Genomic DNA, 13809 nt, shown 5'->3' on the forward strand with positions numbered 1-13809 from the left:
GCGCAGCTGCGGTGGGTGACGGCGGGGGCGGGACCCCGCCCAAATCCCCCGCCGGACTCTCGGCCGGAAACCGCCGGAGCAACGCTTTGATTGCCGCGGCGGCGCCGCCCCTCCCCCGCCTATTGACGCTCCCGTCCCCCACGCCCTACCTTTCGTCCAGCCAATAGGAAACTTTCCTAACAGTGCATGCGTGGCAGCAGTAAGGCAGGTGCATCCGTCATGACCCCCGGCACCCCGCGCGTCTTGCGGGCCATGAACGATCGGGCCGCGCTTGATCTGCTGCTGGAGCATGGGCCGTTGTCGCGGACGCGGATCGGGAAGCTCACCGGGCTGTCCAAGCCGACCGCCTCGCAGTTGCTCGCGCGGCTGGAGGCGGCCGGGCTCGTCGTGGCGACCGGGACCAGTGAGGGGCGGCCCGGGCCGAGTGCGCAGTTGTACGCGGTCAACGCGCGGGCCGCGTACGCCGCCGGGCTCGATGTGAATCCGCGGCGGATTCTGGCCGCCGTCGCCGATGTGACCGGCGAGACCGTCGGGGAGTTCGAGCTCAGGACGCCCGGGCGGCGGGCCGACGGGGTGGTGCGGCAGGTGGTCGAGGCGCTCGACGGGGCCGTCAAGGCCGCCGGGATCACCCGCGGCGAGGTGCACCGGCTGGTCGTCGGGACGCCGGGGGCCTTCGATCCGTCCACCGGGCGGCTGCGGTACGCCAGCCATCTGCCCGGCTGGCACGCGCCCACACTCCTGGAGGAGATCGCCGCCGTCCTGCCCATGCCGGTCGAGTACGAGAACGACGTCAACCTCGTGGCCGTCGCCGAGCAGCGGCTCGGCGCCGCCCGCGGGCACGAGGACTTCGTACTGCTGTGGAACGAGGAGGGTCTGGGCGCCGCGCTCGTGCTCGGGGGGCGGCTGCACCGGGGGTTCACCGGCGGTGCCGGTGAGGTCGGTTTCCTGCCGGTGCCGGGGACCCCGCTCGTACGGCAGGTGAGCAAGGCCGGCAGCGGCGGCTTCCAGGAGCTGGCCGGTGCGCAGGCCGTCGGCCGGATCGCCCGGGAGCTGGGGATCGGCGACGTGCCGCAGGGCCCGCACGCCGAGACCGCCGCGGAACTCCTCGCCCGGGCCTCGCGGGCGGAGTCGGGCCCGTACGCCCAGCTGCTCGGCATCTTCGGTACTGGGCTCGCGACCGGTCTCGCCTCCATGGTCGCCGTCCTCGACCCCGAACTCGTCGTGCTCTCCGGCGGGGCGATCGTGGCCGGCGGGGAACCCCTGCGCGCCCGCGTCCAGGCCGAGCTGTCCGAGCTCGCCGCGTCCCGGCCGCGGCTCGTCCTCGGCGGCGTACAGCACCAGCCCGTCCTGCGCGGCGCGCTGGAGAGCGCCCTCGCCGCCACCCGCGACGAAGTCTTCGACACCTCGCGCTAGACACCACAACACAAAGGCAACGCACGGCATCACACGGCACCGCCCATCCCCCGCCCCCGTCACAGGGAGAACCGTCATGCCCGTACGCACCCGCAGAGCCGCCGCCGCTCTCGCCTCGGCCGCTGCCATGGCCCTGTTCACCGCCGCCTGTACGGGGTCGGGCGCCGGCGGCGCGAGTGATGATCCGAAGGCGAGGACGACCCTGACCTTCTGGCACGGCTGGTCCGCCCCCGGCGAGGTCAAGGCGATCGAGGCGAATGTCCGCTCCTTCGAGAAGAAGTTCCCCCACATCAGGGTGAACATCGTCAAGAACATCACCGACGACAAGCTCAACCAGGCGCTGCGCGCGGGTGGTTCGAACGCTCCGGATGTCGTCTCGTCCTTCACCACCGACAACGTGGGCCGCTTCTGCACCACCGGCGCGCTCGCGGATCTGAAGCCGTTCCTGGAGAAGTCGAAGATCGACCCGGCCACGACCTTCCTGCCGCAGATGGCGAAGTACACCGAGCACGACGGCAAGCGCTGCGCGGTGCCGCTGCTCGGCGACGCGTACGGCCTCTACTACAACAAGAAGGCCTTCGCCGAGGCCGGGATCACCGCCCCGCCGAAGACACTCTCCGAGTTCGACGCCGTCGCCAAGAAGCTCACCAAGACCAAGGGCGACAGCTACGAACAGCTCGGCTTCATGCCCAACTTCCAAGGCTACGAGACCACCTTCGAGCACTACGCCACACAGTTCGGCGTCCAGTACTTCGACGCCGACGGCAAGTCCAACCTGGCCCGGGACCCCGCCGCGAAGGCCCTGTTCACCTGGCAGAAGAACCTCGCCGCCCAGCTCGGCGGCTTCAGGAAGCTGGAGAAGTTCCGCACCGGCCTCGGCGACGAATGGGGCCCCAAGCACCCCTTCCACACCGGCCAGGTCGCCATGCAGCTCGACGGCGAGTGGCGCGGCAAGATGGCCAAGGACGCCGGGCTGCCGTTCGAGATCGGCGCGGCGCCGCTGCCCGTACCGGACGACCAGGCCGGCGAGTACGGCAAGGGCTACCTCTCCGGCACGATCCTCGGCATCGCCAACACCAGCAAGAAGCAGAACGCGGCCTGGGAGCTGGTGAAGTACCTCTCCACCGACACCGACGCGGTCGTCTCCTTCGCCAACGCCATCCACAACGTGCCCTCGACGGTGGCGGCCCTGAACTCGCCGAAGCTGAACAGCGATCCGCTCTACCGCACGTTCGTGAAGATCGCCCAGCACCCGAAGAGCGCCCACGCGCCCTCCTCCGTCAACGGCGGAGCGTTCCTGCTCACCGCGCAGGACCTCGGGGTGCGCCACGAGGCGGGCCGTGAGCCGGACCTGGACGCCGGGCTGAGGAAGGCCGACGCGCAGGTCGACAAGGACAACGAGCAGGCGCGCTGATGACCGCCGTCCACCCCCGGCCCGCGTCGGCGGGCGGCCCGGGTCAGCGGGCCAGGCGAGCCCGGTCGGCGCTGCGGACCCTGGGTTTCCTCTCGCCCTGGCTGATCGGGTTCTGCGTCTTCTTCGCGTACCCGCTCGTGTCGACCGTCTACTTCTCCTTCATGAGGTACGACGGGTTCGCCCCGCCCACCTGGGTCGGGCTGAAGAACTGGACGTACGTCTTCGCCGACTACCCCTTCTTCTGGCCCGCGCTGCGCAACACGCTGTGGCTGGTGGTGGTGATGGTGGCCCTGAGAGTCGTCTTCGGACTCGGGGTCGGGCTGCTCATCACCAAGATCAAGACGGGGGCGGGTCTCTTCCGGACCCTGTTCTACCTGCCGTATCTCGCGCCGCCGGTCGCCGCCACGGTGGCCTTCGTCTTCCTGCTCAATCCTGGTACGGGACCGGTCAACACGCTCCTGGCCCGGGCCGGGCTGCCCGAGCCGGGCTGGTTCAACGACCCCGCCTGGTCCAAGCCGTCGCTGACGCTGCTCGCGCTGTGGTGCATCGGCGATCTGATGGTCATCTTCATGGCCGCGCTGCTGGACGTGCCGAAGGAGCAGTACGAGGCGGCAGAGCTGGACGGCGCCGGGCCCTGGCAGCGGTTCCGCCACGTCACCCTGCCGAACATCTCGCCGATCGTGCTGTTCGCGGCGGTAACCGGCGTGATCGCGACGATGCAGTACTACACCGAGCCGCTGGTGGCGGCGAAGGTGGCGAGCGGGGTGATCGGCGGCTCCGGCCAGCAGTTCGAGCCCGGCTATCCGGACCGGTCCACCCTGACCGTGCCCCAGACCGTCTACAACCTCGGCTTCCAGCGCTTCGACACCGGCGCGGCCTCGGTCGTGGCACTGGTGCTGTTCGCACTCGCGATGGTGTTCACGGCCCTTCTGATGCGCCGGCGCTCCGGCTTCATGCCGGCGGAGGACTGACCCATGACATCCATGACCGGCCTGACCCTCTCCGCTCCGAAGGAGCGCGCCGAGGCCGCCGGCGCCCGGCGCTCCGCGCGGCGCCGCGCCGCCCTGGAGTGGATCGCGGTCCACTCCCTGGCCGTCGCCGCCGCGCTCTTCTTCATCCTGCCGTTCGTCTTCGTGTTCCTGACCGCCGTGATGAGCGACGACCAGGCCCTCACCCGCGACCTGTGGCCGCGTACCTGGGAGTGGGGGAACTTCGCGACCGTCTGGAACACCCCTGGCTTCCTCACCTGGTGGCGCAACACCCTGCTGTACGCGGGCCTGGGCACCGTCCTCGCGGTCGCCTCCAGCCTGCCCGTCGCCTACGCCCTGGCCAAGTTCCGCTTCCGCGGCCGGAATCTGGCGATGATGCTTGTCATCGCGATGATGATGCTGCCTCCGCAGGTCGTCGTCGTGCCCATGTATCTCTTCTGGGCCAAGCAGCTCGATCTCGCGGGCACCCTCTGGCCGCTGATCATTCCGTTCGCCTTCGGGAACGCCTTCACCATCTTCCTGCTGCGGCAGTTCCTCCTGACGATCCCCAAGGAGTACACCGAGGCGGCCCGGATCGACGGCTGCGGGGAGCTGCGCACGCTGGTGCGGATCGTGCTGCCGATGGCGAAGCCGGCGATCGCGGCGGTGGCCCTCTTCCACTTCTTCTACTGCTGGAACGACTACTTCGGGCCGCAGATCTACGCATCCGAGAACCCGGCCGCCTGGACGCTCAGCTACGGGCTGGAGTCGTTCAAGGGCGCCCACCAGACCGACTGGAACCTCACCATGGCCGCGACCGTGCTGGTCATGGCGCCGGTGATCATCGTCTTCTTCTTCGCGCAGAAGGCCTTCATCGAGGGCGTCACCCTGACCGGAGTGAAGGGCTAGCGAAGGGCTAGGGAGTTAGGAAGTCATGAAGCTCACTGTCGTGGGGGGCGGCTCCACCTACACCCCCGAACTGATCGACGGGTTCGCGCGGCTGCGCGAGACCCTGCCCGTCACCGAACTGGTCCTCGTAGACCCGGCCGCCGACCGTCTGGAGCTCGTCGGGGGGCTCGCCCGGCGGATCTTCGCCAGGCAGGGCCACGACGGCCGTGTCGTCACCACGAGCGACCTCGACGCGGGCGTGGCCGGCGCCGACGCGGTCCTCCTCCAGCTGCGGGTGGGCGGACAGGCCGCCCGTGAACAGGACGAGACCTGGCCGCTGGAGTGCGGCTGCGTCGGCCAGGAGACCACCGGCGCCGGCGGTCTCGCCAAGGCGCTGCGGACCGTGCCGGTGGTGCTCGACATCGCCGAGCGGGTCCGGCGGGCCAACCCCGACGCCTGGATCATCGACTTCACCAACCCGGTGGGGATCGTGACCCGGGCGCTGCTCCAGGCCGGGCACAAGGCTGTCGGGCTGTGCAACGTGGCCATCGGCTTCCAGCGGAAGTTCGCGGCCCTCCTCGACGTCACCCCCGGCGAGGTGCACCTCGACCATGTGGGGCTGAACCATCTGACCTGGGAGCTGGGCGCACGGCTCGGCGGGCCGGGCGGAGAGAACGTCCTGCCGAAGCTGCTCGCCGAACACGGGGACACCGTCGCGGACGATCTGCGGATGCCGCGTGCGCTCGTCGACCGGCTCGGTGTCGTCCCTTCGTACTACCTGCGCTACTTCTACTGCCACGACGAGGTCGTACGGGAGCTGCGGAGCAAGCCCTCGCGGGCGGCCGAGGTCGCGGCGATGGAGAAGCGGCTCCTGGAGATGTACGGGGACCCGGCACTGGACGAGAAGCCCGCGCTGCTCGGCAAGCGCGGCGGGGCCTTCTACTCGGAGGCGGCGGTGGACCTGGCCGCGGCCCTGCTGGGCGGCGCCGGATCGCCGTACCAGGTGGTGAACACGTACAACAACGGCACGCTGCCCTTCCTGCCGGACGACGCCGTGATCGAGGTCCAGGCGGCGGTGGGCGGCGACGGGGCCGCGCCGCTGGCCGTGCCGGCGCTCGATCCGCTGTACGCCGGGCTGGTCGCCCAGGTCACGACGTACGAGGACCTGGCGCTGGAGGCGGCGCTGCGCGGCGGCCGTGAGCGGGTGTTCCGGGCGCTGCTCGCGCATCCGCTGGTGGGGCAGTACGCCTACGCCGAGCAGCTCACCGACCGGCTGATCGCGCACAACCGGGACCATCTGGCGTGGGCGTGAACGCGCCGGGAGCCGAGTCGGGGGCCGCATCGCGACACGCATCTGGCGCCCTTCCGGTGCTCGCGATCGACGCGGGCAACAGCAAGACCGACGTCGCCGTCGTCGCCCCGGACGGGACCGTGCTCGGCGAGGCCAGGGGCGGCGGGTTCCAGCCGCCGACGGTCGGAGTGGCGGCGGCCGTCGGCGCGCTGGCCGAGACAGTGCAGCGGGCGGCCGCGGCGGCGGGGGTGTCCGGAACGGGCGGGGCGTCGGGGCCGGGCAGGGCGGTGCGGTTCGCGCACGTCTCCGCGTGCCTGGCCAACGCCGACTTCCCGGTGGAGGAGCAGGAGTTGGCGGCCGCGCTCGGCGCCAGGGGGTGGGGCGGGTCGGTCTCGGTCCGCAACGACACCTTCGCGATCCTGCGGGCCGGTGTGGACGAGCCGCGCGGGGTCGCGGTGGTGTGCGGGGCGGGGATCAACTGCGTCGGCATGCTGCCGGACGGCCGCACGGCCCGCTTCCCGTCCGTCGGCGCGATCTCCGGCGACTGGGGCGGGGGCGGCGGACTGGCCGAGGAAGCGCTGTGGTTCGCGGCGCGCGCGGAGGACGGGCGGGGCGAGCCGACGGAGCTGGCGCGCGCCCTGCCCGCGCATTTCGGTCTCGCGTCGATGTACGCGCTGATCGAGGCGTTGCATCTGGGCCGGATCCCGTTCGCGCGGCGGCACGAGCTGACGCCGGTGCTGTTCCGTACGAGCGCGGCCGGTGACCCGGTCGCCCGCTCGCTGGTGGAGCGGCAGGCGGAGGAGGTCGTCGCCCTGGCCTCCGTGGCGCTCGGGCGGCTCGGGCTCCTCGACGAGGAGGTGCCCGTCCTGCTCGGCGGGAGCGTGCTGGCGGCTCGGCACCGGCAGTTGGACGCGCGGATCGCCGAACTCCTCGCGGCGAAGGCCCCGAAGGCGGTGGTACGTGTCGTGACGGCCCCGCCGGTGCTCGGCGCGGCGCTGCTGGGGCTCGACCAGGTGGGCGCGCCGGCCGCGGCCCGGGCGGCGCTGCGGGCGCACTACGGCGAGACGGGGTGAGAGTCGGGTCCCGCAGCCTCGAACATGGAACCGATCCGGCTCGGGCGGCGTATACACAGTGGGGGTTCGGCCGTGCCGGGGGGTACGAAAGGAACAAGATCGCGTCATTTCCGGTGTGGTCGACGGTTCCTGCGGCCATACTGCTGGCCGGGTAGTCGTCCCCCGAGCCGCCGGGGGGCGGGCCGACGTCCAGCGACCGAGGGGGAGGTCACGTGACACACCCGCCGAACGGGCACACCGCCTCGGCGCCGACGCAGCCGTACGTGCCACCGCAGCCCGCCACGCCACCGTCCGGGGCCACGCCGTCCGTGGCGACACCTGCCGCCTCAGTGCCGTCGTCACCGCCGTCACCGTCGGCGCCGTCCGGACCCGGGTCACCGCCCGGCGGGCCGGTGCCGCCCGGCGGGCGGGGGGCGTGGGCCGTGGGCAAGGAGCGGCTGCGCGCGGCGGCGACGACCGAGCCGGGCCGGCTCCAGATCCTCGGCGCCGTCCTGGCCGTGCTCGTCGTGGTGTTCGGCGCCGTCACCGCCTTCGAGATCTCCGACCGGGCGTCCTCCGCCGACGACGTGGTCAGCCGAAGTCAGCCGCTGAGCGCCGACGCGGCGAGCATCTACCGCTCGCTGGCGGACGCCGACACGGCCGCCGCGAGCGGCTTCCTGGCAGGCGCGCAGGAGCCGGCCGAGGTCCACAAGCGGTACACCGACGACATCGCGACGGCGTCCCGGCTGCTGGTCAAGGCAGCGACGAACACGGACGGTTCGAGCGAGTCCGCCCGCGAGATAGCGACGCTCAACGAACAGCTGCCGCGCTACACGGGCCTGGTGGAGCGGGCCCGGGCGGCCAACCGCCAGGGCCTGCCGCTGGGCGGCGCCTATCTGCGGTACGCCAACCAGCAGATGACGACGCAGCTGCTGCCGGCCGCCGAGCGGCTGTACGAGGCCGAGACGAAGCGGCTGCACGAGGACGACACGTCGGCGCGGGCCTGGCCGTGGCTCTCCCTCGCGGTCGGCGTGATCGCGCTGGGCGCCCTGGTGTGGGCCCAGCGGCGCACGTACCTGCGGACCAACCGGGTCTTCAACCACGGGCTGCTCGCCGCGACCGCCGCCTCGACGGTCGTGCTGCTGTGGCTGGCCGTCGGGCACACGGTGGCCCGCGCCGAGCTGAACGACGCCCGGGAGCACGGCCAGAACTCGCTCCAGGTGCTCAACGACGCGCGGATCAACTCCCTGAAGGCGCGGGCGAACGAGAACCTGACGCTGGTGGCGCGGGGCGCGGTCCTCACGGACGACGGCAAGAAGGACAAGTACGAGACGGACTACAGCACGGGCATGGGCAAGCTGGACACGGCGCTCGCCCAGGCCCGGGAGCTCGCCGACGACGACGCGGGGCGCGATCCGCTGGCGGAGGCGGCGGACCGGGTCGCGCAGTGGAAGCAGCGCCACGCGGGCGCGCGCGCCACGGACGACGCGGGAGACTACGACGGCGCCCTGGCCAAGGTCATCGGCGCCCAGGACTCCACCGGGCAGTCCTTCGACCAGGTGGACGCGGCGCTGGAGAAGGCACTCGCCCATGAGCAGCGGGAGTTCACACGTTCCGCCGGTGACGGCCGGGGCGCGCTGAGCGGGCTTCCCGTGGGGGCGGCCGTGCTCGCGGTGGTGGCCGCCGCGGGGGCCGTCATGGGCATCAACCGCAGGCTGTCGGAGTACCGGTGAGAGGAGGAGAGATGACCGACGACGCAGGCGTCCACGGGGCGGACGTGCCCGCGGGCGGGCCCGCGCGGGGCCCGGCCACGGCTGGCAGGGTCCGCTCCCGTCCGCTCGCCCGGTGGCGGGCCGTGCGGCTGAAGGGCTGGGGCGGCGTCGGGGCGATGGCCGCGGCGTGCGCGGTGACCGCCTCGCTCACCCTGCTGCCGCTGGCCCGCTCCGGCGCGGACCACGCGCTCGTGTCCGGGCCCGGTACGGGTACGGCCGTGCCGGTGCGGGCGGACACGTGCCAGGCGCCGGAGAAGTCGCTGGCGCCGTCGACGGCCGACGGGCCGTCCATCGCCGCCATCAAGGCGCGCGGCAAGCTGATCGTCGGCGTCGACCAGAACAGCTACCGCTGGGGTTACCGCAATCCGACCACGCGGACCCTGGAGGGCTTCGACATCGATCTGGCGCGGGCGATCGCCACCGACATCCTCGGCTCCCCCGACAAGATCATCTTCCGGGCGATCCCCACCAACCAGCGCATCGCCGCCCTGGAGGGCGACAAGGTCGACCTCGTCGTGCGCACGATGACGATCAACTGCAAGCGCATCCAGCAGGTGGCCTTCTCCACCGCCTACTTCCAGGCCGGTCAGCAGGTCCTCGCCCCCAAGGACTCGTCGGTGAAGGGCTACGACTCCTCGCTGTCCGGCAAGCGGGTCTGCTCGGCGGAGGGTTCGACGGCGTACGAGGCCTTGGAGCGCAACTCGTTCGGGGCGACCTTCAGGGACGAGGGTGACGGCACCCAGGCCGACGCGGACCGCTTCACGGTGCCCAATCAGCTGGACTGTCTGGTCCGGCTCCAGTTGGGCGAGGTCGACGCGATCGTGACGGACAACGCCCTGGCCGCGGGCCAGGCCGCCCAGGACCCGGCGGTGGAGCTCAAGGGCCGGCCCTTCACGACCGAGTACTACGGCGTCGCCGCCAAGCTGGGCAACGACGATCTGGTCCGCCGGGTCAATCACGTGCTCGTCCAGTACCGCAAGGGTCCTTGGATGGCCGCGTACGACAAGTGGCTGCGCAAGGACCTGCCCGGGATACCGGGGCCGCCCGCGCCGCAGTACAAGGACGGCTGACCGGCCCGCGAGGGTGACGGCACCAAGGACAGCAAGAGCGGAGAGGTGATCGATGGGCGTCGCGGGACCCCCCGGGCCGGTGATGGACCGGGACGAGGTGGACCGTGCGCTGGCGCGGCTCGGCGCGGAGCACAAGGCGGTCGAGGACTCGCTCCTCGCGCTGCAGGACCACGCCGGGCGCAGACTCCTCGAAGGCGCCGAGCTGACCGGCACCACCAAGGAACGCTGGGCCGCCACCGAGCAGACCATCACCCTCCTCTGGTCGTACTTCGACGCCTACACCGACGCCCTGGAGGCCGCGCGGGAGCTGCGGTCCCGGCGGCGCTGGCCCTCGCGCGAGGACCTGGCGGAGCTGACCGACCGGCTGCGCGGCGAGTCGGTGCTCGTCCCGGGCACACCCGCGGACCCGGCCCGGCCGCTGGCCGAGCGGTTCACGCTGGAACGCCTGGTGGCTCGGATGAACGAGCTGTACGCGTCCTCGCTCGACATGGTGGTGGCGGCGGACGCGGTGTGGTCGGCGCTGCCCGCGCGGATCGACCTGCTCGCCGCCGAGCTGGGCCGTACGCGCTCGCTCGCCCACTCGGTGGGGGTGCGCCCCGGCGAGCACCCCTCGGGGGACGACCTGGAGTCGATCACCCACGAACTGGGCACGCTGCGGGCCCAGGTGATCTCCGATCCGCTCGCCTTCTGGCGGCCCGCGGCGGGCGCCTCGGCGCCCGGTGGCGGCCGGCCCGACACGGACCGCTACGACCGGGCGGCACGCGCCCTGGAGGACGTACGGCGGGAGATCGAGGCGGTCCTTGCCGTGCGGCAGGACTCCGAGGACCGGCTGCTGCGGCTGCGGGACGTGCTCTCGCGGGCCGACCGGACGCTCGCCGAGGCGCGGGCCGCGCGCGGTGAGGTGCTCGCGAAGATCGCGGCGTCCGAGGTGCCCGCGGTGAGCGGGCCTCCGGTGACGCTCCAAGAGCGGCTGGCAACCGCGGCGGAGTACCGCCGGCACGCGCAGTGGCACCGTCTCTCGCCGCTGCTGGAGTCGCTGGAGCGGGAGGCGGAGGACGAACTGCTGCGCGCGCGTGACTCGTTGACGGCGGTCACGGCTCCGCTGGCGGTCCGCGCGGAGTTGCGGGGCCGGCTGGACGCGTACAAGGCGAAGGTGGCCCGGCACGGCCTGGCGGAGGACCTGCTGCTGATCGAGCGGTACGACGTGGCCCGCCGGATGCTGTGGAGCGCGCCGTGCGATCTGCGCGCGGCCGAGCAGGCGGTGCTGCGGTTCCAGCACGCGGCGGCGGAGGCCCTGTCCGGGCCGGCGGACGGGCGTCCGCGGCCGGGGTCCGGCGGGTTCCGGGGCGCGGGGCAGGGCGAGGGCGGTTCCGGCGACGGTTGGGGGAGTCAGTGAGCACATGCCAGCGGCCCTCGTGCGAGGGCTCGTACGAGGACATGGGCGGCGGCGAGCTGTACTGCGACACCTGCGGTCTCGCCCCGGTGGTGGCGCCGGGCGGTCTCCTGCAGTCACTGCCGACCGGGATCACCGGCGGCGGGAAGAGCAGCACCAGCGGCTCGGCGCGCAGCGGTTCGCACGCCTCCGCGCGGTCGTCGCGGTCCTCGACGTCGCGGCGGTCGGTGTCGGGGCGGCTGTCGCGTTCCCTGTCGGGCGCCACGACCGGCCGGTCGGTGTCGGTCCGTTCGACCGGGTCGACGGCGAAGGGGAGCCGGGCCAGACTCGGCGCGGGTCTGGTGACCGTGCCGGAGGTGCCGCGTCCCGACCCGCGTTCGGCTGTGATGGCCCATGCCGAGGTCCCCGAGCGGAAGCGTTTCTGCTCGCGTTCGGACTGCGGCGCGCCGGTCGGTCGCGCGCGCGGCGACCGGCCGGGCCGCACGGAGGGCTTCTGCACCAAGTGCGGCCATCCGTACTCGTTCGTCCCCAAGCTGCGCGCGGGCGACGTCGTGCACGGGCAGTACGAGGTCGCGGGCTGCCTGGCCCACGGCGGACTCGGCTGGATCTACCTCGCCATCGACCGGGCCGTCGCCGACCGCTGGGTGGTGCTCAAGGGCCTGCTGGACACCGGCGACCAGGACGCCATGGCCGCGGCGATCTCCGAGCGCCGCTTCCTCGCCGAGATCGAGCACTCCAACATCGTCCGCATCTACAACTTCGTCGAACACCTCGACCAGCGCACGGGCTCCCTCGACGGCTACATCGTCATGGAGTACGTCGGCGGCAAGTCCCTGAAGGAGATCGCCAACGAGCGCCGGGACCCGACGGGCAAGCGCGATCCGCTCCCGGTCGAGCAGGCCTGCGCGTACGGCATCGAGGCGCTGGAGGCGCTCGGGCATCTGCACAGCCGCAATCTGCTCTACTGCGACTTCAAGGTCGACAACGCCATCCAGAGCCAGGACGAGCTCAAGCTGATCGACATGGGCGCGGTCCGCCGGGCCGACGACGACGAGTCGGCGATCTTCGGCACGGTCGGCTACCAGGCCCCCGAGGTGGCGGAGGCCGGCCCGTCGGTCGCCTCCGACCTCTACACCGTGGCACGCACCCTGGCCGTGCTCACCTTCGACTTCCAGGGCTACACCAACGTCTTCGTGGACTCCCTGCCGGACCCGGACAACATCGAGGTGTTCCGCACCTACGAGTCCTTCTACCGGCTGCTCGTGCGCGCGACGGATCCGGATCCGGCCCGCCGGTTCGCCTCCGCGCAGGAGATGGCGGAGCAGCTGACGGGCGTGCTGCGGGAGGTCGTCGCCCTGCAGACGGGCCGGCCGCGTCCCGCCCTGTCGACGCTGTTCGGCACCGAACTGCGGGTGACGGACACGGAGTTGTTCGGCGAGCCGGACGAGGAGGTGTCCCGGCTCGGGGTGCGTACGGCACCGGGCTCCCTGAAGGCGCTCCGGGCCGCCCGGAGGCCCGCTGCCCTGGACCCCGCCCACGCTTCGGGGACCCCCGGCCCGGCCCACGACCCCGCCCACACCTCCGCGCTCGTCGCGGCCGGCGCCGCCACCTCCGCGCCGCTGCTCGCGCCGCTCGACGCGCGCGCCACGGCGCTGGCCCTGCCGGTGCCGCACGTCGACCCGAACGACCCGAACGCCGGCTTCCTCGCCGGCCTGCTGGCCGCCGCGCCGACCGAGCTGATCAGCGCGCTGCAGGCGGCGCCCGCCGACTCCCTGGAGCGGCGCCTGCGCGAGCTGCGGGCCCGCCTGGACATGGGCGAACCGGCCGTCGCCGCCGAGGCGTTGGCCGCCCTGGAGGCGAAGCACGCCGACGACTGGCGGGTGGTGTGGTACCGCGGCGTGGCCGCTCTCGCCACCGGCGACCACGAGAGCGCCGCGCTCTCCTTCGACGCGGTCTACGACGCCTTCCCGGGCGAGCCGGCCCCCAAGCTGGCGCTCGGCGTCTGCGCCGAGGTCCTGGGCCAGCTGGACAACGCCGCCGAGTACTACCGGCTGGTCTGGTCGACCGACCCCTCCTACGTGAGTGCCGCGTTCGGTCTCGCCCGCGTCCAGCTGGCCGCCGGCGACCGCCCCGGGGCCGTACGGACGCTGGAGTCGGTGCCGGAGGCGTCGATCCACTACACGGCTGCCCGGGTGGCGGCCGTACGGGCCAGGCTGCGCCGGCGCGAGCCGCACGAGCCGCTGATCGACGACCTGACGGCGGCCGCCGCACAGGTGTCCGCGCTCCAGGGGTTCGGCCTGGACGCGGTGCGCCGGGAGCGGTTGTCGACCGAGGTCCTCGGCACGGCCCTGGACTGGGTACTCTCCGGTAGTCCCGGAGCACGGCCCGCACAGACTCCGCTGCTCGGCAGTGAGCTGGACGAGCGCGGACTGCGCTTCGGCCTTGAACGCTCGTACCGGGTGCTCGCCCGGCTCGCTCAACGCGGCGAGGAGAGGATCGAACTGGTGGAACGGGCAAACCGTTTCCGCCCCCGGACGTGGGTGTGAGT

Annotated in this window: 11 protein-coding genes; 10 read left to right on the forward strand and 1 reads right to left on the reverse strand. The window is 72.6% G+C overall.

From position 1 onward, the window contains the following. Positions 1 to 219: 219 nt before the first annotated feature. From IEZ01_RS30005 to IEZ01_RS30030, 6 genes are all read left to right on the forward strand, one after another. A complete protein-coding gene (locus IEZ01_RS30005; RefSeq protein ID WP_189204864.1) occupies positions 220 to 1413 on the forward strand; it encodes an ROK family transcriptional regulator in 1194 nt (397 codons plus the stop codon). Positions 1414 to 1489: 76 nt separating this feature from the next. Then, positions 1490 to 2827: an ABC transporter substrate-binding protein gene (locus IEZ01_RS30010; RefSeq protein WP_019886354.1), complete on the forward strand. Its 1338-nt coding sequence runs from the start codon at positions 1490 to 1492 to the stop codon at positions 2825 to 2827. Further along, positions 2827 to 3798, forward strand: a complete 972-nt coding sequence (locus IEZ01_RS30015) for a carbohydrate ABC transporter permease (protein WP_019886356.1) — start codon at positions 2827 to 2829, stop codon at positions 3796 to 3798. Before IEZ01_RS30010 ends, IEZ01_RS30015 begins: the two co-directional genes overlap by 1 nt. A gap of 3 nt (positions 3799 to 3801) precedes the next feature. Further along, positions 3802 to 4704 carry a carbohydrate ABC transporter permease gene (locus IEZ01_RS30020; protein ID WP_019886358.1) on the forward strand — a complete coding sequence of 301 codons (903 nt, stop codon included), beginning with the start codon at positions 3802 to 3804 and terminating at the stop codon, positions 4702 to 4704. Positions 4705 to 4729: 25 nt separating this feature from the next. Then, entirely contained in the window at positions 4730 to 5995 is a 1266-nt protein-coding gene (locus tag IEZ01_RS30025) for a 6-phospho-beta-glucosidase (protein ID WP_189204866.1), read from the forward strand. A 56-nt stretch (positions 5996 to 6051) separates the two neighbouring features. Further along, positions 6052 to 7047: an N-acetylglucosamine kinase gene (locus IEZ01_RS30030; protein ID WP_189204868.1), complete on the forward strand. Its 996-nt coding sequence runs from the start codon at positions 6052 to 6054 to the stop codon at positions 7045 to 7047. A gap of 208 nt (positions 7048 to 7255) precedes the next feature. On the opposite strand, the gene IEZ01_RS30035 is transcribed toward IEZ01_RS30030, so the two are convergent. Continuing rightward, the gene (locus tag IEZ01_RS30035) at positions 7256 to 7477 is read right to left on the reverse strand and encodes a hypothetical protein (protein WP_019886364.1); all 222 of its coding nucleotides are present in this window, start codon (positions 7475 to 7477) and stop codon (positions 7256 to 7258) included. Between IEZ01_RS30035 and IEZ01_RS30040 the strand changes: the two genes are divergently transcribed. The 4 genes from IEZ01_RS30040 (at position 7377) to IEZ01_RS30055 (ending at position 13807) form a co-directional block, all read left to right on the forward strand. Beyond that, a complete protein-coding gene (locus tag IEZ01_RS30040) occupies positions 7377 to 8759 on the forward strand; it encodes a GlnX family signal transduction membrane protein (protein WP_052185638.1) in 1383 nt (460 codons plus the stop codon). The genes IEZ01_RS30035 and IEZ01_RS30040 overlap by 101 nt on opposite strands. Before the next feature lie 155 nt (positions 8760 to 8914). Continuing rightward, positions 8915 to 9868: a glutamate ABC transporter substrate-binding protein gene (locus IEZ01_RS30045; protein WP_229833292.1), complete on the forward strand. Its 954-nt coding sequence runs from the start codon at positions 8915 to 8917 to the stop codon at positions 9866 to 9868. 52 nt (positions 9869 to 9920) lie between these two features. After that, a complete protein-coding gene (locus tag IEZ01_RS30050; protein ID WP_019886367.1) occupies positions 9921 to 11264 on the forward strand; it encodes a coiled-coil domain-containing protein in 1344 nt (447 codons plus the stop codon). Positions 11265 to 11305: 41 nt separating this feature from the next. Beyond that, complete coding sequence (locus IEZ01_RS30055; RefSeq protein WP_373287683.1) at positions 11306 to 13807, forward strand: serine/threonine-protein kinase; 2502 nt, start codon at positions 11306 to 11308, stop codon at positions 13805 to 13807. The last annotated feature ends 2 nt before the right edge of the window (positions 13808 to 13809 follow it).

The sequence above is a fragment of the Streptomyces purpureus genome (assembly GCF_014648195.1).
Classification (GTDB): Bacteria; Actinomycetota; Actinomycetes; order Streptomycetales; family Streptomycetaceae; genus Streptomyces; species Streptomyces purpureus.